Source organism: Nocardia sp. GP40 (assembly GCF_050434125.1).
In the GTDB taxonomy this organism is placed as follows: Bacteria; Actinomycetota; Actinomycetes; order Mycobacteriales; family Mycobacteriaceae; genus Nocardia; species Nocardia albiluteola.
Genome location: NZ_JBNPVW010000027.1, coordinates 14,244 through 38,362, shown reverse-complemented (window position 1 = coordinate 38,362; position 24,119 = coordinate 14,244). Strand labels below are relative to the sequence as shown.

The following is a 24,119-nucleotide window of genomic DNA, read 5'->3' as shown; positions in this document are numbered from 1 at the left end:
TCACTTGGGACTAAATACCCCTAGACAACCCATAGCCAGCATCTATGCTGCTAGGTATAGCCACTTGCCGCACGTCCAGTCGGGGGTCGTGCAGCATATTCAGCTTGCCGTGTAGTAGCCACACCGGCAGGCGGAGGAACGGGGTAGATGGAAGTGGGACGCACGGAGACCCGGCAGCAGATTCGATCCGCCGCCCTGGCAGCTGTTCGCCATGAAAAATCGCGACGGCACCCCCTGCGGAAAATCTCCGGATGCCCGGACCGGGCGAGTTCGCCCATAACCTGCGGATCAGCGTCGAACACGTAGGCACATAGACCGGGCGCGGGACCGCCCACACCACCGCATTCCGGGCAGCCCGGGGGCCTGTCCGTGTCGAATTTCATGATCTTCGAACACTGGATTGATCATGCGTCAAATTTTGATTCCCTCCATGCCGTCGAGTTCGGGGAAGTCCGACGGCGCGTTTGCCCTGTCCGCAGCGCAGCAGGGAATATGGTTCGCCCAGCAACTGGCCGGAGATATGCCGATCTCCATCGCGCAATTCGCCGAGCTCATCGGACCGGTCGATACCGAAATGGCGGCGAATGCGGGACGTCAGACCGGCCGGGAATTCGGAACTGGATATGTGCGGCTGATCGAGACCGAAAATCGGGTGATTCAGGTAGTCGACACCACCCTGTACGACGGCTATATTGTGCTGGACCTTCGTCACGAGAAGAATCCCGAGGCCGCCGCGTACGCGTGGATGCGTGCGGAATATTCCGCGCCGCTCGATCTGCTGGGTGACCGGCTGGTTTCGTCGGCCCTGCTGCGTTTGTCGGACGAACGGTCTTTCTGGTATCTGCGCTTTCATCACATCGTGATCGACGGAATGGGCGCCCTGGCGATGGTGCAGCGCACGGCCGAGCTGTACAACGCCGCGCTGCGCGAGGTCCCGGCGCCCCCGGCGACCGCCGACGATCTGGCGCGGATCGTCGAGGACGATGCGGCATATCGGGATTCGGACCGATTCCGCGCCGACCGGGAGTATTGGCGCGAGCACCTGGCCGGGATGGCCGATCCCGTCAGCCTCGCCGGCCGGGCCGCGGTCGCGGACGCACACCCGATCCTGGCCGGCGGCGAGCTGCCGCGCGAGACCGCGGAACTGATGCGCACGGTCGCGACCGCACAATCGTCGAGTGTCGCGCCCATCGTGGTCGCGGCGTTCGCGGCCTACCTGGGCACCATGACCGGTGCGACCGAGATCGTCCTGAGCCTGCCGGTCTCGGCACGGACCACGGCATCGATGCGGCGCTCGGGCGGCATGATCGCGAATGTGGTTCCGCTGCGGTTGCGGTTACGGCCCGACGCGACGGTGGGCGAGGTGATCGGCCTGACCCAGACCGAGCTGACCGGCGCCCTGCGCCGCCAGCGGTACCGCCAGGAAGACATCATGCGCGACCTCGGGTGGCGCATGGACGAGATGGCCTCCTTCGGCCCCACGGTGAACCTCATAATGGCGGACACCCGGATCCAGCTCGGCCCGGTGACCGGGCGCCTGCACGTCTTGACCTCCGGGCCGATCGACGACCTTTTCGTCAACATCTATCCGGGCATCGGCGGCGAGAGCACCCACATCGATCTGCAGGCCAACCCCAACCTGTATCGCGACGACGAACTTCACGCCTACCGGTCGCAGTTCCTCGACTTCCTGCACCGATTCCTGGCCGCCGACGCCACCGCGCGGCTGGTGACCCTCGACGCGCTGTCCGATCTCGAGCGCTCGCTCGTGCTCCCCGCCCAGGGTGAAGCCGAGGAGACGCCCCGGACGTTCGCGGAGATTCTCGCGGCCGGAGCGGCCATCGATCCCGAAGCGATCGCCCTCGTCGGAGCGGTCGATTCGGCCGCGGACGACACCGCGACGCACCGCAGCATGACCTATCGCGAGGTGGACGAGTATTCCAACCGCCTGGCCCGGGTACTCATCGCGCAGGGCGCCGGGCCCGGCCAGACGGTGGCGATCGCGATCCCGCGCTCGGTCGAGTCGGTGCTGGCGGTGTGGGCCGTGGCCAAGACCGGGGCGGCGTTCGTACCGATCGACCCGGCCGATCCGATCGACCGGATCGAGTACATGGTCGCCGACAGCGGCGCCACCGCGGGCCTGTCCGTGACCTCGGTACGGGACCGGCTGCCGGACCGCGTGCGGTGGTCGGCCGTCGACGAGCGAGCCACCCAGGAGCGGATCGCGGCGAGTTCCTCCGCACCGCTCGAGGATGCCGAACTGCTCGGCCCCCCGACCGTCGACGAACTCGCCTACATCATCTACACCTCCGGCTCCACCGGGCCGCCGAAGGGCGTCATGATTCCGCATCGGGGGCTCACGAGCGAGATCGCGAGCTGCCGCGACGCACTCCGGGTGTCGGCCGATTCCGTTGTCGCGCACGTCGTTCCGCTGAGTTTCGACGTGTCGATCGAGGAATTGCTGATCGCCTTCGCGACCGGTGCGAGGCTCGTGGTGATCCCGCCGTCGGCCTACGGCGGGCAGGACATGACCCGGCTGCTGCGCACCCATCACGTCACCCACCTCGATACGACCCCGGTGGTCGCCGCCACGCTCGACCCCGCCCAGCTGCCGGACCTGCGTGCCATCGCGGTCGGCGGTGACGTGTGCCCGCCCGAGCTCGTGGGCATGTGGTCCGGACGCCGGCTCGTGAACGCCTACGGAGCCACCGAGACGACCATCACCTCCACGTTCAGCGGCCCGCTGCGTACCGACCGGCCCATCACGATCGGCGGCCTGGTGCACGGCGCGACCGCGATGGTGCTGGATTCGTGGCTACGCCCCGTTCCCCTCGACACCCTCGGCGAGCTGTATATCGGCGGCCCCGGGGTGGCCCGCGGATATCGTGACCGCCCCGCCCTGACGGCCGGCCGATTCGTCGCGGATCCACACGGCTCCGGCGCTCGCATGTACCGCACCGGCGACCTCCTGCGCTGGTCGGCCGAGGACGGTGCGTTGACGCTGAAATATGCGGGCAGGAACGACTTTCAGGTCAAACTCCGCGGCTTTCGGATCGACCTCGGCGAGATCGACGCGGCGCTGCGCCGGCAGGCCGACATCGTCGACGCCGTCACCGTCGGGGTCGAGACGCGCGCGGGCGGCAACGCCCTGGTCTCATATGTCGCCGGAACGCCTGGCGCACAGGTGCATCCGGAGCGGCTGCGGGTGACGCTGGGCACCATCCTGCCCGCGTACATGGTGCCGACCGTCATCACGGTGCTGGACGCCATCCCCTACACCCCGTCGGGCAAGGTGGACCGCGCCGCAATGCCCGCAGTGGATTTCGAGGCGCTGACGACCACCGGGCGAGCGCCGTCGACCCCGCACGAGATCACGCTGGCGCCGCTGTTCGCCGAGGTGCTCGGGCTCGACTCGGTCGGCGTCGACGACAGCTTCTTCGCGCTGGGCGGTGACAGCATCGTGGCCATCGCGCTGCTGTCGCGGGCCCGGTCCGCGGGCCTGCAGATTTCCGCGCGGGATGTGTTCGAGCACAAGACAATTGCGAGACTGGCGGCGGTGGCGGTGGACATCGGCGGCCGGGGGCCCGAGGAGTTGCGGGGCGGCGGGGTCGGACCGATCGACCCGACCCCGGCGATGCGGGAGATGCTCGCCCCGGACGACCGCCACACCTCGCTCGGCCAGGCCGTGCTGGTCGCTCTGCCGGCCGGAATCGACCGCGCACAGCTGGCGGCCGCCGTGCAGGCGGTGACTGATCACCACGACATCCTGCGGATGCGCCTGCACGGACAGGACGACGGATGGGCGGTGAGCGTGCGGCCGCGCGGTTCGGTCGATACCGACGCGTTGATCACCGTCGTCTCGGCGGTGGCGGACCTCGACGAGGTGTGCGAGCGCGAGGTACAGCGCGCGGCCGACCTGCTGGACCCCGCCGCGGGAGTGGTGGCGCGGTACGCGATCGTCGAACAGGACGACGGCCCGTCGCTGCTGTGGATCGTGCTGCACCGCTGGGTAGTCGACGCGGCATCCTGGCGCATCCTGCTGTCCGACCTGGCCGCCGCATGCCGGAACCGCGGCGGGGCGAACGCCGGGCCTGCGCCACTGCCTCCGGTCGGCACGTCGTTCCGCTGCTGGGCCCACAGGCTGACCGAGCGGACCGCAGAGCACACGATCGAACTGCCTGTGTGGCACGGGATTCTGCAGACCGGTGCGGCGCGCGCTCACACCCTCGAGCTGGATCCGGACCTCGACACCCTCACGACCGCTGCGCGGCTGCATACGATGATCGGCCCGATTCCGACCTACACCCTGCTGCACACCGCCGCGGACCGATTCCATTGCGAGCCCGCGGATATCCTGCTGACCGCCCTGGCCATGGCCCAGGGCTCCCGGCGAATCCGCAAGTGCGACGGCCGGACCGCGACGCTGGTGACGGTGCGGGGCGACGGCCGGGATCTCGACGCGGTGCCCGGCGCCGACCTGACCCGGACACTCGGATGGTTCGGATACGACTATCCGGTCGTGGTCGATCTCGCGGACATCGATCTCGACTCGGCATTCGCCGGCGGCGCGGCCGCCGGCGCCGCGATCAAGACGGTCAAGGAGCAGTTGCGCGCCGCGCCGGCCCGGGGCATCGGCTTCGGCCTGCTGCGGAATCCCGCGGTGGAGAACGGAATTCCGCTCGAGGCCGCACCCACTCCGCCGATCGGATTCAGCTACCTGCACCGCGGCGTGACCGGCGACCTCGCCGACCACCCGGACGAACAGCCATGGCTGCCACGTCGTTTCGTGACCACGGGCGACGACCGCGCGCCGCTGTCGGCGGCCCTGGACATCACCGCCGCGGTGTGCAACACCGCCGACGGTACATCTCTCGCGGTGACGTGGACCTTCGCCACCCGGCTGGTGAATCGGGCGGATGTCGACGAGCTGGCCGAACTGTGGGAGTGCGCGATCATCGCGCTGGCCGATCACGCGCGATCGGCCGGCGCCGGCGGCCACACCCCCTCGGACTTCGAGCTCGCCCCGGTTCCGCAGGCGCAGATCGACAGGTGGGAGCCGGAATATCCGAATCTCGTCGATGTGTGGCCCCTGGCGCCGCTGCAGGAGGGGATGTTCTTCCAATCCCGGTACGACACCGAGGCTCCCGACGACTACCTGGTGCAGTCGCGGTTCACCCTCACCGGGCCGGTCGAGCACGACCGGCTGCGTGCCGCGGCGCGGGCGCTGGTCGCGCGCCACGACGCCCTGCGGACCGGATTCGTCGAAACGGCGCAGGGTCTGCGACAGGTGGTGCTCGCCGATGCCGACATCACCTTCCACGAACTCGATTTGACGGTCATCGCCGACCGGCGTCAGCGTGAACGCGAGCTCAACGAGGCGCTCGCGGCTGACGGCACTACAAGATTCGACCTGGCCCGGCCGCCGCTGCTGCGATTCATCCTGGCCCACACCGATATCGACACGTACATCCTGGTGATGACCAACCATCACATCGTGCTCGACGGCTGGTCGGGACCGCTACTGCTACGCGAACTGCTGGTGCTGTACCGGAATTCGGCCGGGCCCTCGGCGTCGCCGGCCGCCGGGACGTACCGGCCGTTTCTGTCCTGGTTGGCCGAGCAGGATGGGGAGGCGTCCAAAGCGGCCTGGCAGCAGGCATTGTCGGGGCTGGAATCGCCGACCCACGTCGTCCCGGCACTGGTGAGCTCCCCGGACGACGGAAGCGACACTGTGTCGATCGATCTGCCGGCCGAGACCGTCACGGCCCTCGACGCCGCCGCGCGCGCGGCGGGGGCCACGGTGAACACCGTTGTCCAGGCGGGGTGGGCAATGGTCCTGGCACAGCTCACCGGGCGGACCGATGTCGTCTTCGGGGCCGCGGTATCGGTTCGGCCACCGCAACTTCCCGACGTGGAAGAGATGGTCGGGCTGATGATCAACACCGTCCCGGTGCGCATCGGCCTGGACCCGCGCGAGCCGGTGATCGAGCTGCTGGCCCGCATTCACGCCGAGCAGGCCGCGGTGGTGGACCACCGTCATGTCGGGCTCGCCGATATCCAGCGGTGGACCGGACAGCCCGGATTGTTCGACACCATGGTCGCTTTCGAGTCGTATCCGATCGACCTGGCGGCGCTGACGGGGGCGATCGAGGCGACCGGGATTCGGCTCACCGATGCCGTGACCATCGATGCGCCACCATATCCGTTGACCCTCAGTGTCATTCCCGCGCCGGGTGAGGCGGGAACGATCGCCGGGATCCGGGTGATCCTGCGCGCCAGGACCGATCTCCCGGTGCGGCCCGACGTGCGCCAGCTGTGCGATCGCTTCGTCCGGACGCTCGGCCGGCTTGCCGAAAACCCCTCGGCCCCGGTCGCCGTCGCGGGATACTGCGAAGACGCCGATCTGCTTGCACGGCAGGGGCTCCCGTCCGTTTCGCCACTGCTGCTTCCGGACATTCTGGCCGCCGGTGCGGCGTTCGACCCCGACGCGATCGCGGTCGGATGCGGAGATGTCGCGCTGACCTATCGTCAGCTGGACGCCGACAGCAACCAGTTCGCCCGCATGCTGATCCGCCGCGGCGTCGGACCGGAGGTCTTCGTGGCGCTGGCGCTGCGGCGTTCGCCCGAATGGGTCCGTGCGGTGTGGGCGGTCGCCAAGGCGGGCGGGGCATTCGTGCCGGTGGACCCGAACTATCCGGCCGAGCGGATCGACCACATGGTCACGGACTCGGCGGCGCGTGTCGGAATCACCCTGAGCGCCACCGGCCGGACCCTGCCGGACACGACCGACTGGTTGCGGCTGGACGACCCGGACATCGTGCGCGAAACGCGCGCCTGCGCCCGCAGGCCGATCACCGACGCGGACCGCCGGGCACCGCTGCGGATGGCCCACGCGGCGTATCTGATCTACACCTCGGGATCCACCGGGGCCCCGAAGGGCGTGATCACCACGCATCGGGGGCTCGCCGATCTGGCTGCGGCCCAACAGGAATCGCTCGGCCTCGACGCGATGGCGAGCGTGTTGCAGGTCGCCTCACCGAGTTTCGACGCCTCGGTGTTCGAGCTGCTGACGGCACACTCCTGCGGTGCGCGATTGATCGTGGCGCCACCGGATGTCTCCTCCGGGCCCGCGCTGACCCGGCTGCTGCGGACCGAGCGGGTGACGCACGCCGTGATGACCCCGTCGGTGGTGGAGACGCTGGATCCGCCCGATACCGGCGATCTGCGGCTGCTCGCCGTGGCTGGTGAGCAGACCGAGCCCGAACTAGTGCGCCGATGGACCACCGTCGTGCCTATGGTGAACCTCTACGGCCCCACCGAGTTCACCGTCTGGGCGACCGTGACCCCGCTGGCCGCGGGCGAGCACGTCACCATCGGCGGGCCGATCCGCGGCGCGGCGCTCACGGTTCTCGATCCGTGGCTGCGGCCGGTCCCCGCCGGTGTCGCGGGCGAGCTGTATCTCGCGGGTCCGGCGCTGGCACGCGGATACCTCGATAGGCTCGGTCTGACCGCGAGCCGGTTCGTGGCCTGCCCCTTCGGCGGCCCGGGCGAGCGAATGTACCGGACCGGTGACGTGGTGCGCTGGAGCGGCCGGGCTGACGGCGACTCCACGCTGGAGTACCTGTACCGCAACGACACCCAGGTCAAGATCCGCGGCCAGCGGGTCGAACTCGACGAGATCGACGCCGTGCTCACGCGCGACGATCGGGTGAAATTCGCCGTCACCGTCGATCGGATCGGGCCGGCCGGAGGCACGGTGCTCGTGTCCTACGTCATTCCCGAAGCCGGAACGGAGCCCGACCTCGCGCGGCTGCGGGAGCGAGCGGTCGCGACGCTGCCCGCGCACTTCGTGCCCACGAATATCGTTGTACTCGACCAGATTCCGCTGACACCGGTCGGGAAGCTCGACCGTCACGCGCTGCCGGCGCCCGACTTCTCCGGCAACGGCCACCACTATCGGGCGTCGGGAACCGCCGAGGAGCACACGCTCGCAAGGATATTCGCGGACGTCCTGGGCCGCGAACGCATCGGTGTCGACGATTCCTTCTTCGAACTCGGGGGCGACTCCCTCATCGCAACGCGGGTCGTCGCGCGGATCAACCTCGAACTCGGCTCGGCCGCAACAGTACGGGACCTGTTCGACGCGCCGACAGTCGCGATGCTCGCCACCCATCTGACCGTTGCCGACCGGGCTTCCGGTAGCCCCGTGCTCGCACCGCGGATTCGACCGGACCGGATCCCGCTCTCGCCCGCGCAGCAACGGATGTGGGCATTGAATCAGCTGGATCCGGTATCCGCCGCGTACAACATCGCGGTCGCGCTGCGGCTCACCGGCGAGCTGGATGTCGAAGCCCTGCAACGCGCCGTGGCCTATGTGATCGGACGGCACGAGAGCCTGCGCACCGTGTTCCCATCCGACGCGGAGGGGCCGCATCAGGTCGTGCTGCCCGCCGGTGCGGTGCCGCTCGACCTGACGATCGCCGACGTTGACGACGGTGCGCCGCTGCACCGGAGAATCTGCGAACTGGCATGGTCGGGCTTCGATCTCACCAAGGAACCCCCGCTGCGGGTGGGGGTGTACCGGATCGCCGGGACGGACCCGGCCGAGCATGTCGTCGTGCTCGTCGTGCACCACATCAGCGCGGACGGTGCGTCGACCGCCCCGCTCGCCGCCGACATCATGGCGGCCTACGTGGCCGGTCCCGAGGGCACGGACCGGCGTCCGCCCGCCGTGCAGTATCCCGATTACGCGCTGTGGCAGCGCGAACTGCTGGGTGACGAAGCGGATCCGGAGTCGTTGGCGGCCCGCCAGATTCGATTCTGGAAACAGCGACTCGCCTCGCTCGCCGATGTGATGGAGCTGCCCGTCGATCGGCCCCGCCCCGCGGTGCCGTCCCTGCGCGGCGCGGACCTGGACTTCCGGGTCGATGCCGAATTGCACTCCATGCTGGTGAAATTCGCGCGGTCCGAGAAGATCACCATGTTCATGCTCGTGCACGCCGCGCTGGCCATCGTGCTGGCCCGGCTCGGCGCCGGCCGGGACGTGGTGATCGGCACCCCGGCGGCCGGGCGCGGTGCGGAATCGCTGGAGGACATGGTCGGCATGTTCGTCAACACGCTGGTGTTGCGCACGAACGTCGATCCCGATGTCTCGCTGCGCGAATTCCTCTCCCACGTCCGGGAAGTGGACCTCGATGCGTTCACCAACGCCGATGTGCCCTTCGAGCGCATCGTGCAGGCGGTGAACCCGACCAGGTCGGTTGCCTACCATCCGCTCTTCCAGGTCCTGCTGTCGCTGCAGAACTTCGTCGAGCCGACGCTGGAGCTGCCCGGTGTCCAGCTGCGGGTGGAGGACATCGATCGCGGGTTGTCCCCCTTCGACCTGACTCTGGCACTGCGCGAGCGCTTTTCGGAGGCGGGCGAACCGGCGGGCATCACCGTGCGATTGAGCTTCGCCACCGACCTGTTCGACCTGCACACCGCCGAATCGTTGGCGGCGCGCTGGCAGCGGGTGCTGTCCGCCTTCGTCGCCGACGCCTCGGTGGCCGTCGGGGATGCCGAGATACTGGACGAGAACGAGCGCGCCTCGGCCCTGGCGGTGGCGGGGCCCGAGGGCGGGCAGCCGGTGACGCTGCCCGCGGCGCTGACGGCGACGGCCGCGGCATGGCCGAGGCGCCCGGCGGTGGTCTGCGACGGCGCCACGATGAGCTATCGCGATCTCGACGCCGAGTCGAATCGGCTGGCCCGCAGACTGATCGGACACGGTATCGGTGCCGGATCCGTCGTCGTGCTGGCGCTGGCACGGTCCACCCGGCTGCTGGTCGCGCTGTGGGCGGTCACCAAGACCGGGGCGAGCTTCGTGCCGCTCGATCCGACCCAGCCGGCCGCCCGAATCGCGCACGTGCTCACCGATTCGGGCGCGGCGATCGGCCTGACCATCCGCGCCCATCGGGCGGCACTGCCGGACGACGTCGCCTGGCTCACGCTCGACGACAGCAACTGCGGCCGCCCCGAGCCGAGCGCCGCGCCGATCATCCCCGGCGAGCTGGTGCGGCCCATCCGGCCCGACAACACCGCCTGGATGATCTACACCTCGGGCTCGACCGGAACGCCCAAGGGTGTCGCGGTAACCCATCGCGGTGTCGTCGATATGATTGCCGCGCTGCGTGAGTCACTCGACCTGGACGAGACCGCACGGGTGCTGCTGGTGGCCTCGCCCGCCTTCGACGCCTCGCTGTTCGAGATGCTGTCCGGCTTCGGATCCGGTGGCGCCGTGGTGGTTTCACCACCGGATGTGTTCGGCGGCGCCGAGCTCGATGCGCTGCTGATCAGAGAACACGTCACCCATGTGTCGGTCACGCCGACCGCGCTGGCGACACTCGACCCGGCCGGGGCGCCGGACGTGCGGGTGCTCGTCGTCGGGGGTGAGTCGGTCGGCGCCGAACTGGTCGAGCAGTGGTCTGTGGGCCGCAGCATGCTGAATGTCTACGGCCCCACGGAGTTCACGGTGTGGGCGACGGTTTCCCGGCCGTTGACGGCGGGCACGCCGATCACGATCGGCAGGCCGATCCGGGGCGCCGCCACGCTGGTCCTGGACGGGCGACTGGGCCCGGTGCCGCCGGGCGTGGTCGGGGAGCTGTATCTCGCGGGCCCCGCGCTCGCCCGCGGATATCATCGCCGCCAGGGCTCGAGCGCCGGCCGATTCGTCGCCAATCCGTATGGTGCGCCCGGCGACCGGATGTACCGCACGGGAGATCTGGTGCGCTGGAAGGTGATTCCATCCACCGACGACGACGCCGCGGTCCCGGAGCTGATCTATGCCGGGCGCGAGGACTTCCAGGTGAAGATCCACGGGCTGCGCATCGAGCTCGGTGAGATCGACGCCGCGCTCGGGCGCCTCGAGGGCGTCGCCTTCGCCGTCACCCTCGGCGTCGCCGGACCCGCGGGCTCTCCGGCGCTGGTGGCCTATGTCGTCGGTGAGCCCGGCGCCGAACTCGATCCGGGACGGCTGACCGCGGCCGCGGTACAGATATTGCCCTCGTACATGGTTCCCACGGCCTTCGTCGTGATGGACGCGATCCCGCGCAACGCCGTCGGCAAGCTCGACCGTACGGCCCTGCCGAAGCCGGTGTTCGGGGCCGATGCCGCGGCCTACCGGGCGCCGAGCACACCCGCCGAGGAGCGGCTCGCGGCGATCTTCGCCGAGGTCCTGGGCCTGGACCGGGTGTGCGCGGACGACTCGTTCTTCGCCCTCGGTGGGGACAGCGTCATGGCCATCAAGGTGATATCGCTGGCGAAGGCACAGGGCATGACGATCGCTCCACTGCAGATCTTCGAGCACCGCACCGTGGCCGGGCTCGCCGCGGCGGTCCAGGACGCCACGGCATCGGGCTCACCGATCCCGAGCACGCTGCCGCTGGATGTGCTGTTGCCGATTCGGACCGGCGGCGACGGATCACCGCTGTTCTGCATCTCCCCGGCTTCCGGAACATCCTGGTGCTATTGGGGTTTGGCGGAGACACTAGGGCCGGGCCGGCCGATCTACGGACTCCAGGCGCCCGAGCTGGGCGGGCTGGAACCGCCGCCGCGCTCGATCGACGAATACGCCGCCCGCTATGCCCGGGAGATCCGCAGCGTGCAGCCGAACGGCCCGTATCACCTGCTCGGCTGGTCGCTCGGCGGCATCATCGCCCACGCGACGGCGGCCAGTCTGCGGGCGGCCGGGGAGGCGGTCGATCTGCTGGCCCTGCTCGACGCGTCGGGCACAGATGCCGATCCCGACGCCGCCGAACCCCTCACTCCCGGAGAGATCGTGCACTCCTTCGGTTCGATGTTCGGCATCGGCGACGTACCCGTCGAGGCGACGGCCCAGGAGGCGGCCGACCTGATCTGCGACCAGATCGGCGCACCCATCGTCGACAAGACCACCATCGAGCGAATCACCCACTCCTACAACAGCTCTGTGACCGGTGCCACCGGATACCAGCGACCACTCTTCGACGGTGACATGGTCTATTTCAATGCGACCGTGGACAGTCTGGAGGTCGTGGGCCCGGACGGCTGGCGCCCGTACGTCTCCGGCACCATCACGACCTACGACGTAGAATCGACACACCGCGAGCTGACCACACCCCGCGTACTGCCGATCATCGCGCGGGCACTGGACGAACACCTGGCTGGCACCGACACCAACCATCGCGCAGACAAACCGGGGACGGCGGCCCGATCTCTACAGCAGTGGTGATCCCGGGGACGGGGTGAGTTGGGTGGTAGCCACCTCGACAATGGCGGTCGTGTCGAATCCCTCCATGTCGGCCCGTAGTTCGGGACTGGCCAAGTATCGCTCGGTGATCTCGGCCAGGTCCGCGTCCGCGGGGAACGACAGCAGCGCATACAGTTTCGGCTCCCCGGCGCTGTCGGTCCACAGGCCGTGGATACCGATGTCGAACTTCAGGAAGCTCGACAGATGCCGGGGGTAATGGATCGTCCGATACCGATCCAGCGCCTCCGCCGACGACAACGTGTACACCCGGAGCTGGTAATTCCGCATGATCAAATTCCTCTTCAACTGATGAATGCTTGTGTGCGCGAGCGGGGTTCAGACGGTCAGCAGCACTGCCGCATCGATCACCATCACCGCCGCGGTGGCGGCGTGCACACCGTAGGCGATCGCCTTGGGCCCACCACTGCGGAGCACGATCAACGCATCCGCAATCGGAATGCAGGCCAGGGCGAGTACGACCCCACCGAGCAGCGTGGGTGTACCCGCGGCGAGCATCAGGAAGATGATCAACCCGGGAGCGGCGTCGCGAATGCCCTTGACTCGCAGCCAGTACAGGAATCCGGTGTCGTGGACGGGAGGGTTCGGGATGCCGAACCCGGCCATGCTCACCGGGTTCGTGATGAAACGCGCGCCCATGACGAACACGGCGACGCCGATGAGCGCGGCAAGCGCACTGCCGATGATGTTTTGCATGTGAATTCCCTTGTCGAATAGTTGGTTCGGGTTGTGGATGGTCGGTTCAGGCCGCGCGGACGCGACGGATGTGGCGGGCATAGCGGGGGAGGCCGACGATGTGCCAGACCCCCCGGACCGGTGCAGGCAGGACGGACAGCAGCGCGGCCCGCTCGGCCGGATTCGCCTCCTCCAGCACCAGACCGAAGAGCGTGAGCAGGGTGAGCTTGGGCGTGTTGGCCACCAGATGCTCGCCGAGCGAGCCCCACTCCTTCTCCGTGATGTGCTGGGCCGCAAGCGGAAGCAGCGTCGTCTCCTCGTCGTCGAGGTGTTCCAGCAGGACCGCCCGGTGATCGGCGAGGGCCGCCACCAGGGTGTCGCGCTCGTCCGCGCCCGCGCCCGCCTCCCACGCGGGTACCGCGGAGTCCAGCCGGGTCAGCGTCGCCGCGACCCGCTCGTGCTGTGCCTCCAAGCGCAGGACGATCTCGGCCTCCAGGTCGACGCGGGCCAGCAGCGGCGGCCAGAGCAGCTCGTCCTCGCCCTCGTGGTGGTTCTTCAGTCCCAGTCGGTAGTCACGGAAGTGGTCGGCGATCACCGCCGCGCGCGCGGTGTCGCCGGGCGCGACCGCCGCCACGAGATCCACCAGCAACCGCGATTCGCGGCGAAAGGCACGGTGGACGATCACCATGTCCTGGGTGTTGACGGTCATCTGGTGCTGCCTTTCCTCGGTTCGAACGGTTGTTGTCGGTTCGATGGGTCGAGATTGCGCCCCAGCACTTGGAAGGCATTTGGAGCCGACTCGGAGCCCTGACCACGCGTACGATCTGCGAGGTCATGGTCATGATTCGGGTATTGGGCTCGTTCGCGGCCGAGGTCGGCGGCGAGCCCGTGCCCCTCGGCGGACCGCGCCAGCGCGGCGTGCTCGCCCTGTTGGTGGCGGCGCGTGGTCAGGTCGTGCCGGTGGATCGGCTCGTCGAGGACCTGTGGCGGGGCGAGCCGCCGTCGCGTGCGCTGGCGTCGCTGCAGGCTTATGTGTCCAACCTGCGGCGCCTGCTGGAACCCGGCCGTCCGCCGCGGACCCCGGCCCGGCTGCTGGTCAGCGCCTCGCCGGGATACGCGCTGCGGCTGCCGCCCCCGGCGGTGGACGCCTGGCGCTTCGGGGAACTGCTCGACGAGGCCCGCGCGGCCGGCGATCCCCGCGCCGCCCGCGATCGGCTGGCCGAGGCGCTGGCGCTGTGGCGGGGACCCGCGTTCGCCGAGGTCGCCGACGAACCGTGGGCCGCCCCCGAGACCGCCCGGCTGAACGAGCTGCGCCTGGTCGCGCGCGAGCTGCACATTGCGGCGGGACTGCGGCTCGGCGACCCCGCGGCGGTGGTGCCCGAGGCCGAGGGCCTCACCCGCGACGACCCCCTGCGCGATGCGGGCTGGCGGATGCTCGCGCTCGCGCTGTGGAGCAGCGGTCGTCAGGCCGATGCGCTGGCCGCGCTGCGCCGCGCCCGCGCCACCCTCGCCGACGAGCTGGGCCTGGATCCCGGCCCGGACCTGGTGGCCCTGGAGGAGGCGATCCTCACCCAGCGCACCGACCTGCTCCACGCGGCCGTCCCGCCCGCGCCCACCGCCCGGCCTCCGGCAACCGCGCCGCCGGCCGAAATAGTCAGCGCGCCAACGTTTGTGGGGCGCGAGCGCGAGCTCGCGGCCCTGCTGGCCGCCGCCGGCACGATCACCACCGAGCCGCGGGTCGCGCTCGTCACCGGCGAGGCGGGGCTCGGCAAGTCGGCGCTGCTGGAGCAGTTCCGCGCGCGCCTGGAACGCGACGGCTGGCTGGTGGCCGCCGGACGCTGTCCCGAGCAGGCGGGCGCACCACCCGCGTGGGCGTGGGTCGAGGCGCTGCGGCAGCTGGCCGCCCGCGTCGCGCCGGGGGAGTTCGCGCCGGACGTGGCACCGCTGCTGTCGGATTCCGCGCCCGTCGACGGCGATGCCGCGGCCGGGCGTTTCCGGCTGCGGCAGGCCGTGTGGAACTGGCTCGCCGCCGCGGCAGCCGACCGCCCGGTCGCCGTCATCCTGGACGACCTGCACTGGGCGGATACCGTCACGCTCGAGCTGCTCGGCGGCGGCATCGGCAGGCGGGCCCCGATTCTGGTGGTCGCGGCATACCGCGCGGACGAGAGCGAACGCCTCACCGAAACGCTCGGATCGCTGGCCCGCACCGCACCGCTGCGGCTGGACCTGGCCGGACTGAACGGCGAGGCCGTCGCGGAACTGGTGCGCGCCGAATGCGCGGCCGACGACGCGACCGTGGCCGGGATCGCCGAACGGACCGGTGGCAACCCCTTCTATGTGCGCGAGAGCGCGCGGCTGCTGAACGGTGAGGGCGCCCTGGTCGCACTCTCCGAGGTTCCGGCCGGTGTGCGGGATGTGCTGCGGCGCAGGCTCGCCCGGCTCCCGGAGCACGGGGTCGCGGTGTTGCGGCTGGCGGCGGTGGCGGGCCGCGAGAGCTCGGTGGACGTGCTCGTACGGGCCGCCGATACCGACGAGGACAGCGTGCTGGACGCGCTGGACGCCGGCGTGATCGCCGGGCTCCTGGACGAGCCGGGCCCGGGGCGGGTCCGGTTCGTGCACGCGCTGGTCCAGGACACCCTGGTCACCGACGTCAGCCGGTTGCGGACCACCAGGATGCACGCCCGGATCGCCGCGGCGCTCGAGGGCAGTAGCGATGTCGCGGCCCTGGCCCACCACTACGCGCGGGCCGGGTCACCGAAGGCCGTCGGCTATTGCGTGCGGGCCGCCGAGCTAGCCGAGGCGCGCTACGCCCACGACGTCGCGGCCACCCTGCTCACCGACGCCGTCGCCAATTCCAGCGACCCGGATGAGCGGGCCGACCTGCTCGGCCGGCTGCTGCGCGCGCAGGTCAGGGCCGGGGCCGTAGCCGCGGCCCGGGACACCCGCGCACGGGCCGTGGCACACGCCGAGTCGATCGGCCGCGACGACCTGATGATCGCCGCGTTCACCGCCTGGACCGAGCCCACCCCCTGGCAGGCCCGCACCTACGGCACGGTCGACCGTCCCATCGTCGAGCGCCTCAGCCGCCTGCTCGAGCGGACCGACCTCGCCCCCGACGTACGCGCGCACCTCCTCATCGCCTACACCCACGAGCTGGTCGGCGAGGAGGATCCGACCGTCGTCCCAGCGGCACAGGAAGCGGTCGATCTCGCCACCGCCCCCCGCCTCCGGGCCGCGGCGCTGCTGATCCTCGCCCGCGGTACCGGGCGGGAGGAGTACTCCCGCGAACTCGTCCAGTTGGGCGTCGAACACGACCTACCGGTCTATCGCGTGACCGGGCTGTTCAACCTGGCCGCCAACGCCGCCGCGGCCAACGACCCGGCGACCATGCGCCGCGTGACCCAGGAGGCGCTCGACCTCGCCCGCGCCTATCGAATGCCGGAGGCGATCGGCGCCGCCGAGATCGCGCTGGCGACACTGGTGCTCATCGAGGGCCGGTTCGCCGATGCCGAGCGCCTCTACATCGAGGCCACCGAGCGCATGGGACGCGCCGGATCGGTGCACGCCGCGGGCTTCCTGCCCCTCGCCCTGGCGGCGACCTGGCTGAACGACGGCACGCTCGGTGACCACCTGAACGACGTGCGATCCCTGCACGAGACGCTCGGCCCGATGGTCGCCGACCTGCTCGCGCTCGCCCTGCACGCCGCAGGCCACATCGACGAGGCCCGGCGGGCTCGCCGATCGCCGGCCCCGATCCGCCCCGACTTCTTCTTCACCTTCCTGACCAGCCTGCGTGCGCTGGCGATCGTCGCGCTGCACGACCGCGCCGCCGCCGCGGCCATCTACCTGGAACTACTCCCCCACCGCGCCGGTCCCCCCGCCGGTGCGGAGAGCGTGGCCCTGGCCCTGCGCCCGGTCGCCCACACCCTCGGCGAACTCGCCCTGCTGCTGGGCCGCGATGACGACGCGGCCGCCCACTTCACCAAGGCCGCCGACATAGCCGACCACTGGAACGCCCCGCACTGGTCCGCTGACGCCCGCGCCCGCGTCGCCCGCATCCGCGGCATCCCCGTCGTCTAGACCCGCGCAACGATCGAATCCCGCCGCGTCGACTCACCGCGGCCGTCCCGCGGCGGGCACCACCGTGCGTGAGGACGCGATGCCGAGCACAATTCAGCGATGCTCGGGTGAGTGAGCGCCGTTGGCGCCCGGCCCTCGGCGGAACATACAAGGGTGCTTCCAGTGGCCGTGATCCGGTGGTCGTGGGGAGCAGGCGGCCAAATTATCCGGCCGATGGGGTCTATGCGGCCAATCGCCGGGCTGTCCATTGGGTGAAACTGCGAGGGCGGTCCGACCTGAACCGGGGTTAAGTAACTGTACGTAATTTTACGGTGGCGCGCGGTTGGCGGGGGATGCGAGCCTTGCAGCGCGAAAGGTTATCGATGAATCGAGCCGGCGAGCCGGAGACGACACGGTCATGGCCTTTCCTCTGTCTACCGACAATGGCGTCGGGATGGTCGCCGAAGATGTCGGCCAGCAGGTGGAGGATGGCCGGACCTCGCGGCCGCGAGGGCTCGGGGCGCAGAGGGTAACGGATGAATTCTGCGGCGTGGTTTCCGCGCGACGGTGATGTTCACCTGCGAATATGGATTGATGGCGTGGTCTTCGACTACAGGGCCACCGTTGTCGCGGCGCGCAATCTCCTGCACGACTGGGCGCGGAAGCGGTGGTACTCGATCGAGCTGATCCGGGATGCCGTGGACGACGTGGGTTCGCTTCGGCGCCTACCATGCGAGCGCCTGTACCAGGGGCCATAAACGGCCAGTGTTTACGGGCCACGCCGCAGTAGTGGTCTCTGTCCTGCGAGCCCGCGCGTGCCGATCCATCGACGGCAACACTTGTGGACGTGCCGGCCAGCGGAGAGCCACAAAGCAGCAAACATCGTAGCTGACACCCATGTCGAAGATGGCCGCCAAGCACAAGGCCAAGATCGCGACACCGCATGGGCCGGGGCACAGGACCTGCGGCGGCCGGGCCGACCGGCCGCCGCGGCAGTCCGGTCTCAGCCAGCTGCGGCCAGACGGCGGATGGCCAGCTCCGCATACAGCGCGGCGCCGTCGGCCAGTACCGTTTCGTTGAATTCGGCCAGCGGGGAGTGGTTGGCCGGGGCACGCTCGGGATCGGCGCCGTCGGCGACCGCGCCGAGCATGAGCATCGCGCCCGGCACCTCTCCGAGCACCCGCGAGAAGTCCTCCGATCCCGCGCCTGGCTGCGGCTGCCAAGCCAGCCGCTCGGCGCCGTGCAGCTCGGCCACGGCCGCCGCGGCGAACTCGGTTTCGCGGTCATCGTTGACGGTCACCGGATACAGCTCGGCATAGTCGATGTCGACCGCCAGGCCGTGAGCCTCGGCTAGGCCCCGCACGGTACGGATGAACCCGTCCTTCACCCGAGCGTGTGTTTCGGGCGAGTAGGACCGCACGGTCGCCTCGAAGTAGGCCTCGTCCGGGATAACGTTGTTCTGAGTGCCGGCATGCAGCGATCCGACTGTGATGACTGCCGGATCGTGGATGTCTACGCGCCGGGTCACCAGGGTCTGCAGCGCCAGTACCATGGCGCAGGCGGCGGGAATCGGGTCCAGAGCAAGGTGTGGCATCGATCCGTGCCCACCCGCTCCGTGCACGGTCACCCGCACGGTGTCCGAGGCCGACAGCACCGGGCCCCGGCGGGTGGCGAACACCCCGGCCGGCACCCGATTGCTGGTCACGTGCAGAGCATAAGCGGCGACGGGTCGCTCGCCGGCGGCGTCGAGCACACCCTCGGTGATCATGTGACTCGCGCCGTCGTAGCCTTCCTCGCCGGGCTGGAACATGAACACCACATTCCCGGCCAGCTGCTCGGCGCGCCCGCTGAGCAGCTGTGCGGCACCGGCCAGCATCGTGGTGTGCAGGTCGTGACCGCACGCGTGCATCCGGTCGGTGGCGGCCTCGAAACCCAGCCCGGTGCGCTCGGTCACCGGCAGCGCGTCCATATCGCCGCGCAGCAGCACCGCGGGTCCCGGCCGGGCCCCGCGCAGCACCGCGGTCACCGACGAAACCGACTGTCCCGGGACGATTTCCAGAGGAAGGCCCGCCAGCGCGGTGAGGACTTTTTCCTGCGTTCTCGGCAGCTGCAATCCCAGTTCGGGTTCCCGGTGCAGGGCCCGGCGCAGCTGGACAAGATCGTCCTGCATCGCGGCGGCATCCTCACGGATGGACATCGGCGTTCTCCTTCTTCATGGTTTCGGTGAACAGACGGACCTTGGTCACGGTGTAGCTGCCGGCGAGCATCGCCAGCGCGGTCGCGAAGACGTAGATCGGAATTCCTGCGCCCAGGTGAGCACTCTGCAACGCCTCGGCCATCATCGGGAACATGCCGCCGAACACGGCGATGGTGGCGGTGGAGACGACGCCGGTGCCCAGCGCGCGGACGTCGGCCGGCATCAGCAATGCCCCGAACACGTTGGCGAGCGCGCAGAAGGTGGCGGCGCCCACTCCCAGCACGAGGGCGGCGACCTGGAACGGGATCACGCCGTGCGCCATGCCGAAACTGGCCGGTAGCACGGAGATCACGCTGAATGCGGATCCGATGCGCATGACCCGCAGCAATCCGAATCGATCGGCGAGCGCCCCCACGACCAGCATGACCACGAGCACGACCACCAGCACGACGGTCATGAACGAGGTGGCTGCGGCGGTCTTGGCGGCGTGCACATTGGCCGCGTACTTCGGCAGGTAGACAAGCGCGAAGTAGTAGGAGACCGTGCCGCCGAGGGAGGTCAGGAAGATGGTGAGCACCGCCATCGGATGGTCGTGGAACACCCGGATCAGTGGCGGCCCGGTGTTCGTCACCGCGGGCTTGCCGTGCTCGAAGTGGCCGCTCTCCGGCGCGAACGAGCGAATCCCCAGGGCCAGCAGGCCGAGCAAGCCGCCGGCCGCGAAACCCCACCGCCAAGCGCCGTGGTGTAACGCGTCGTCGCCCAGGATCGCGGTCAGCACGGCCACCGTGCCGTAGACCAGCAGCGAGCCGACCATGATGCCGCCGTAGGACACCGCGCTGAACAGGTAGCGGCGTCGCGGCGGCGCGGTCTCGGCGACGTAGGCCGCCACGGTCGGGCCCTCGCCGCCGTAGGCCAAGCCCTGCACAATGCGCAGGGCGACCACGGCCACTGCGGCCCATACACCAATCCGATGTGCGGTGGGCAGCAGCGCGATGGCGAAGCTGGCCACGGAGATGATCGACATGCACAGCAGCAGGTTGAAGCGGCGGCCGTGCCGGTCGCTGATCGGCCCGAAAATGATACTTCCGAGCGGGCGGGCGAGGAATCCGATGGCGAATCCGCCGTAGGCGGCGATCATCGAGGCCAGCGAGTTGGAGCCGAACAGGTCCTTGGCGAAGAACGCCGCGAACACCACATAAACGCTCCAGTCGAAGGATTCGACCACGGCGCCGATGGTGGCGGCGGCGAGTTCACGCCCGTGCAGCGCGATCCTCCGACGGGGGATGGATCGGACCCCGATGGATCCGTCCGCGACCAAATCTGCCATTGCCTTGGCTCCTTCCTGGCCGACCGACAGCACTGTGTGCAGATCGAAGAGATTGCGCGGAAGGCTATAGTCGGATTCACATGTGTTGGTTAATCTTCAGAAATCGATCTAACTGAAGGACAGAATGCAGGATTCGGTCGAGCTTGATGAGCTGGAGCTGCAATTGATCAATGCGCTGCAGATTAACCCGCGCGTGCCGTGGACTGTGGCCGGCAGCGTGCTCGGCGTCGACCCGGTCACCGCCGCACGGCGCTGGGATCGGCTGACCGGCGCTGGATTGGCGTGGATTTCGGTGTATCGGGCGCCGACGCTGCGGCCGTTCGTCGGCGCGTGCATCCAAGTGCAGTGCGCGGCAGGCAAGGCCAACGCCGTGGCCGACCAGCTGTGCGGCGATCATCGGGTCGGCACCGTCGAGCACATCACCGGCGACGGCGATCTGCAGCTGACCGTGTTCGTTCCCAGCCTTTCCGAGCTGTCGTCCTATGTGCTGACCTCGCTGGGCGCCATTCGCGGCGTGCGGGACTGCCGGACTCATGTGATGACCTCGATCCACACCGAAGGCAGCCGCTGGCAGTTGCGTGCGCTGACCGCCAGCCAGCGGGACCGGATCGCGGCCACCCGGCCCGAACCCGACGGCCGGCCGGACGAGTCGCTCGCAACGCCGGATCGGGCGCTGCTCACGGCGCTGGAACTCGACGGACGGGCCACCTTCGCCGTGCTTGCCGCGCGCACCGGTATCAGCGGGTCCACCGCCCGCCGCCGGGTGAATTCGCTGCTGGCCACCCGCCGCATCGTATTGAGATGCGAAGTGGCTCAACCGCTGTCGGGCTGGCCGGTGAGCGCGTCGCTGTGGTGCCGGGTGGCGCCGAGCGACCTCGACCGGGTCGTCGCCCTCCTGGCGCAGCTGCCCGAGACCAGGTTGTGCGCGACGGTGACCGGCGGGCGGGCGAATCTGCTGCTCGCGGTCTGGTTGCGCGCGACGGGCGACATCCACCGGCTCGAGGCCGCGCTGTCCGAGCGGGTGCCGGAGCTGGACGTGCTTGATGTCGCACTGGCGTTACGGCACGTCAAGCGGCTGGGGCGGCTGCTGGACGAGCACGGCCGCGCCACCGGGTTCGTCCCGCTGTCGTTGTGACCGCGCCGCCGGCTCGACGGCGTCGCCGACGGCCGCGGAGCGAACGCCTGATCAGCTACCGGCGCCGCCGTGATCGGTCCAGGCAATAGCGCGCAGCGGAAACGAGCCCATCCCGCGCACCGGCGCCGGCAATGCGACCTCGTCGATGTCGAGCGAGTCGATTCCCACCACCGCCACATTCGCAGCGACCAGCGCATCCGCGACCTCACCGACCAGGAACGGATGCCCGGGGCCCCGGGTACGCCGACGACCCCCACCGAGCCGACCATCCGGTGTGCACGAGCACCGCCTTGCCCCATAACCGTGCCGGGTCACCGAGCACATCCGGTCCCACCGCGCGAGTCCCCGCCGCGCGGATCATCACGATCGGTACGTTGAACAGCCGCTCCAGCGGCAACTCGGCGATATCGGCGCCATCGGCGTGGAAATGGAAGGGCGCATCGATATAGGTCCCGGTGTTGCCGACCATATCCACGCGCGCGATGTCATGGGCCATACCGATCAGTGGCGACTGTTGACGCGAAATATCTGTGGTGACTCGCGGTCCAGATAAGCCCGGGTAGGTGAGCATTCCGTCCGAGATCGGATGGGACAACTCCACAATCGCCTTGCTCATGCCAGGAACCGTACCGGTCACTGCAGGACCTTCAGGCTCGCGCGTCGGCGAAAGATTCCAGCAAGCGCTCACCGGGCCTATTCGATTGGTGTGGTGAGCCGGCAGGTGCGGTCTTGTGCCGGGAAGGTTCCGTCGCGGAAGTAGCGGTTGGTGGTGTCGAGGATGCAGGTGCTCAAACCCGGACGCAGTACCATGTGAATCCTGGTGTCGGCCAAGGTGATCAAGCGCGACCCTGACATTTGACGATGCAGTGCTACAGCTTGTCGGTAGGGTGTCCGGTTGTCGCCGGTGGCCTGCAGGATCAGTGCGGGCACGGCGTTGTCGACCACAGCGGGTGGTTCCACGGGCGGTGGCCAGAATGCACAGGGTTGAATGTTGTTGGCCAGTGCGGCGAAGATCGGCTGGGTCGGGCGGGCCGCCTGGATCGCATTCCAGTACCAGGCTGGGTTGGCGGGCATCGGTGCGTCCGCACACCAGATCTGCACCATGACCGAATCTTCGTCGTGCTTGTCGGCCTCGATCTGCTGGTGCAGCTCCTGGGGCACCTGCGGTGCGCATCCCTGGGCCGCGTCGGTGATGGCTCGTACCGATGCCGCCAGGGCGTCGTTCAATCGCGCGTCACGCAACATGTTCCACAGCACGGTCGGCAGGAGATGATCATCGAAGCCGAAGCCCTCGACCACGATCGGCGACAGCGCTGCTCGGTCGATCAGGCCCTGGACTCTGCGACGCACCTCGGGCGCGGAGGCGCCGAGGTGGTACTGCCGGTCACGAGCAGCGACCCAGCGGGCCCAGTCGTCGAAGGCCGCTTCGACTGCCGGCCCCCAGTCCTGTTGCAACCCAAGCCAATAACGCTGCGGATCGATGGCACTATCGAGCACCATGCGATCGGATCGGCCGGGGAACAACTGGGCGTAGACCGCACCCAGGTACGTTCCGTATGACACGCCGTAATAGCTGATGCGGTCCGCGCCCAGTGCGGCCCGGATCACGTCCATGTCGCGGGCGGTGTTGCGGGTGCTGAGCTGCCGCATCCAGGCCTGATCACCCACCAGGCAATCGGCGGCCAGCTGTGCTTGCAGAACTGTTTCGGTGACGAATCCGGGCAACCCGACACCCGCCGAGCGGATCGGGGTGGAGACCGGCCATCCGCATCGCTGCTGCCGCCCGGAGCGGGCGACACCGCGCGGGTCGAATCCGATCAGGTCATAGCGGCTGAGCACATCCGGTTCGAGAACATAGCCGACGAGACCGAACGCATCGATCCCCGGCGTGCCTGGTCCGCCCGAGTTGGTCAGCAGCACACCACGACGGTGCGCGGTGTCGCGTGCCGGGATCCGCGAGACCGCAATCGTGATGCTCGGCCCGTCCGGCCTGCCGTAATCGAGTGGCACCTCGACCTCCGTACAGGCCGCGCCCTCCGCCACCAGCGCCGCGTCATCGCACGTACGCCAGTCGAGATGTTGCTGATGAAAGCGTGTCAACGGGTCTGCTGGTGCAGCGACCGCGACACCGGAAGCAGAGGCCACCGTGACCGCGAGAACGGCAACGATCACCGTCGCGACACCACCACAGACATCACACAGCAAACCACGAGAACGACAACGCTCCCGGGACGGGACCGGGTACCGAACTCCAACACCCACGACGACCAGACCTTTCAGCAAGTCGAGACCGAATCGCACCGAGAGCCATCGCCAACCACCCAGCCGAGCAGAAATCACTCCTGGTCAGCCGCAAACCCAGGCGACTTCGGGGAAACCACGGTGTTTGCACCTCGACCGCGGATTTCGCGGCGGGTTGGCGGAAGCGAGTGTAACGTCCGATCAC

At 69.2% G+C, this 24,119-nt stretch carries 10 protein-coding genes; 3 read left to right on the top strand and 7 right to left on the bottom strand.

The genetic code is table 11. The features are described from left to right. Window positions 1-406: 406 nt before the first annotated feature. Window positions 407-12,244: an amino acid adenylation domain-containing protein gene (locus ABH933_RS43545; protein WP_429413465.1), complete on the top strand. Its 11,838-nt coding sequence runs from the start codon at window positions 407-409 to the stop codon at window positions 12,242-12,244. Here ABH933_RS43545 and ABH933_RS43540 read toward each other — a convergent pair. From ABH933_RS43540 to ABH933_RS43530, 3 genes are read right to left on the bottom strand one after another with little or no spacing between them, the layout of a single operon-like run. Further along, window positions 12,230-12,550 carry an NIPSNAP family protein gene (locus tag ABH933_RS43540; protein ID WP_429413462.1) on the bottom strand — a complete coding sequence of 107 codons (321 nt, stop codon included), beginning with the start codon at window positions 12,548-12,550 and terminating at the stop codon, window positions 12,230-12,232. The two genes, ABH933_RS43545 and ABH933_RS43540, sit on opposite strands and share 15 nt — an antisense overlap. A gap of 48 nt (window positions 12,551-12,598) precedes the next feature. Beyond that, a complete protein-coding gene (locus ABH933_RS43535) occupies window positions 12,599-12,976 on the bottom strand; it encodes a DUF4267 domain-containing protein (protein ID WP_429413459.1) in 378 nt (125 codons plus the stop codon). A 46-nt stretch (window positions 12,977-13,022) separates the two neighbouring features. Further along, window positions 13,023-13,664: a hemerythrin domain-containing protein gene (locus tag ABH933_RS43530; RefSeq protein WP_429413456.1), complete on the bottom strand. Its 642-nt coding sequence runs from the start codon at window positions 13,662-13,664 to the stop codon at window positions 13,023-13,025. Between the two features lie 131 nt (window positions 13,665-13,795). Between ABH933_RS43530 and ABH933_RS43525 the strand changes: the two genes are divergently transcribed. After that, complete coding sequence (locus ABH933_RS43525) at window positions 13,796-17,035, top strand: BTAD domain-containing putative transcriptional regulator (protein ID WP_429413453.1); 3,240 nt, start codon at window positions 13,796-13,798, stop codon at window positions 17,033-17,035. A gap of 982 nt (window positions 17,036-18,017) precedes the next feature. Here the strand turns inward: ABH933_RS43525 and ABH933_RS43520 are convergent. Further along, a complete protein-coding gene (locus tag ABH933_RS43520; protein WP_429413450.1) occupies window positions 18,018-19,211 on the bottom strand; it encodes a M20 metallopeptidase family protein in 1,194 nt (397 codons plus the stop codon). Beyond that, the gene (locus ABH933_RS43515; protein ID WP_429413447.1) at window positions 19,198-20,538 is read right to left on the bottom strand and encodes an MFS transporter; all 1,341 of its coding nucleotides are present in this window, start codon (window positions 20,536-20,538) and stop codon (window positions 19,198-19,200) included. The genes ABH933_RS43520 and ABH933_RS43515 overlap by 14 nt, the downstream gene beginning before the upstream one ends. Before the next feature lie 124 nt (window positions 20,539-20,662). Here ABH933_RS43515 and ABH933_RS43510 point away from each other — a divergent pair, with 124 nt between their 5' ends. Then, window positions 20,663-21,673, top strand: a complete 1,011-nt coding sequence (locus ABH933_RS43510) for an Lrp/AsnC family transcriptional regulator (protein ID WP_429413444.1) — start codon at window positions 20,663-20,665, stop codon at window positions 21,671-21,673. 205 nt (window positions 21,674-21,878) lie between these two features. Here ABH933_RS43510 and ABH933_RS43505 read toward each other — a convergent pair whose 3' ends face one another. After that, complete coding sequence (locus ABH933_RS43505; RefSeq protein ID WP_429413441.1) at window positions 21,879-22,289, bottom strand: cyclase family protein; 411 nt, start codon at window positions 22,287-22,289, stop codon at window positions 21,879-21,881. Between the two features lie 77 nt (window positions 22,290-22,366). Next, the gene (locus ABH933_RS43500; protein WP_429413438.1) at window positions 22,367-23,845 is read right to left on the bottom strand and encodes an alpha/beta fold hydrolase; all 1,479 of its coding nucleotides are present in this window, start codon (window positions 23,843-23,845) and stop codon (window positions 22,367-22,369) included. Window positions 23,846-24,119: the final 274 nt, after the last annotated feature.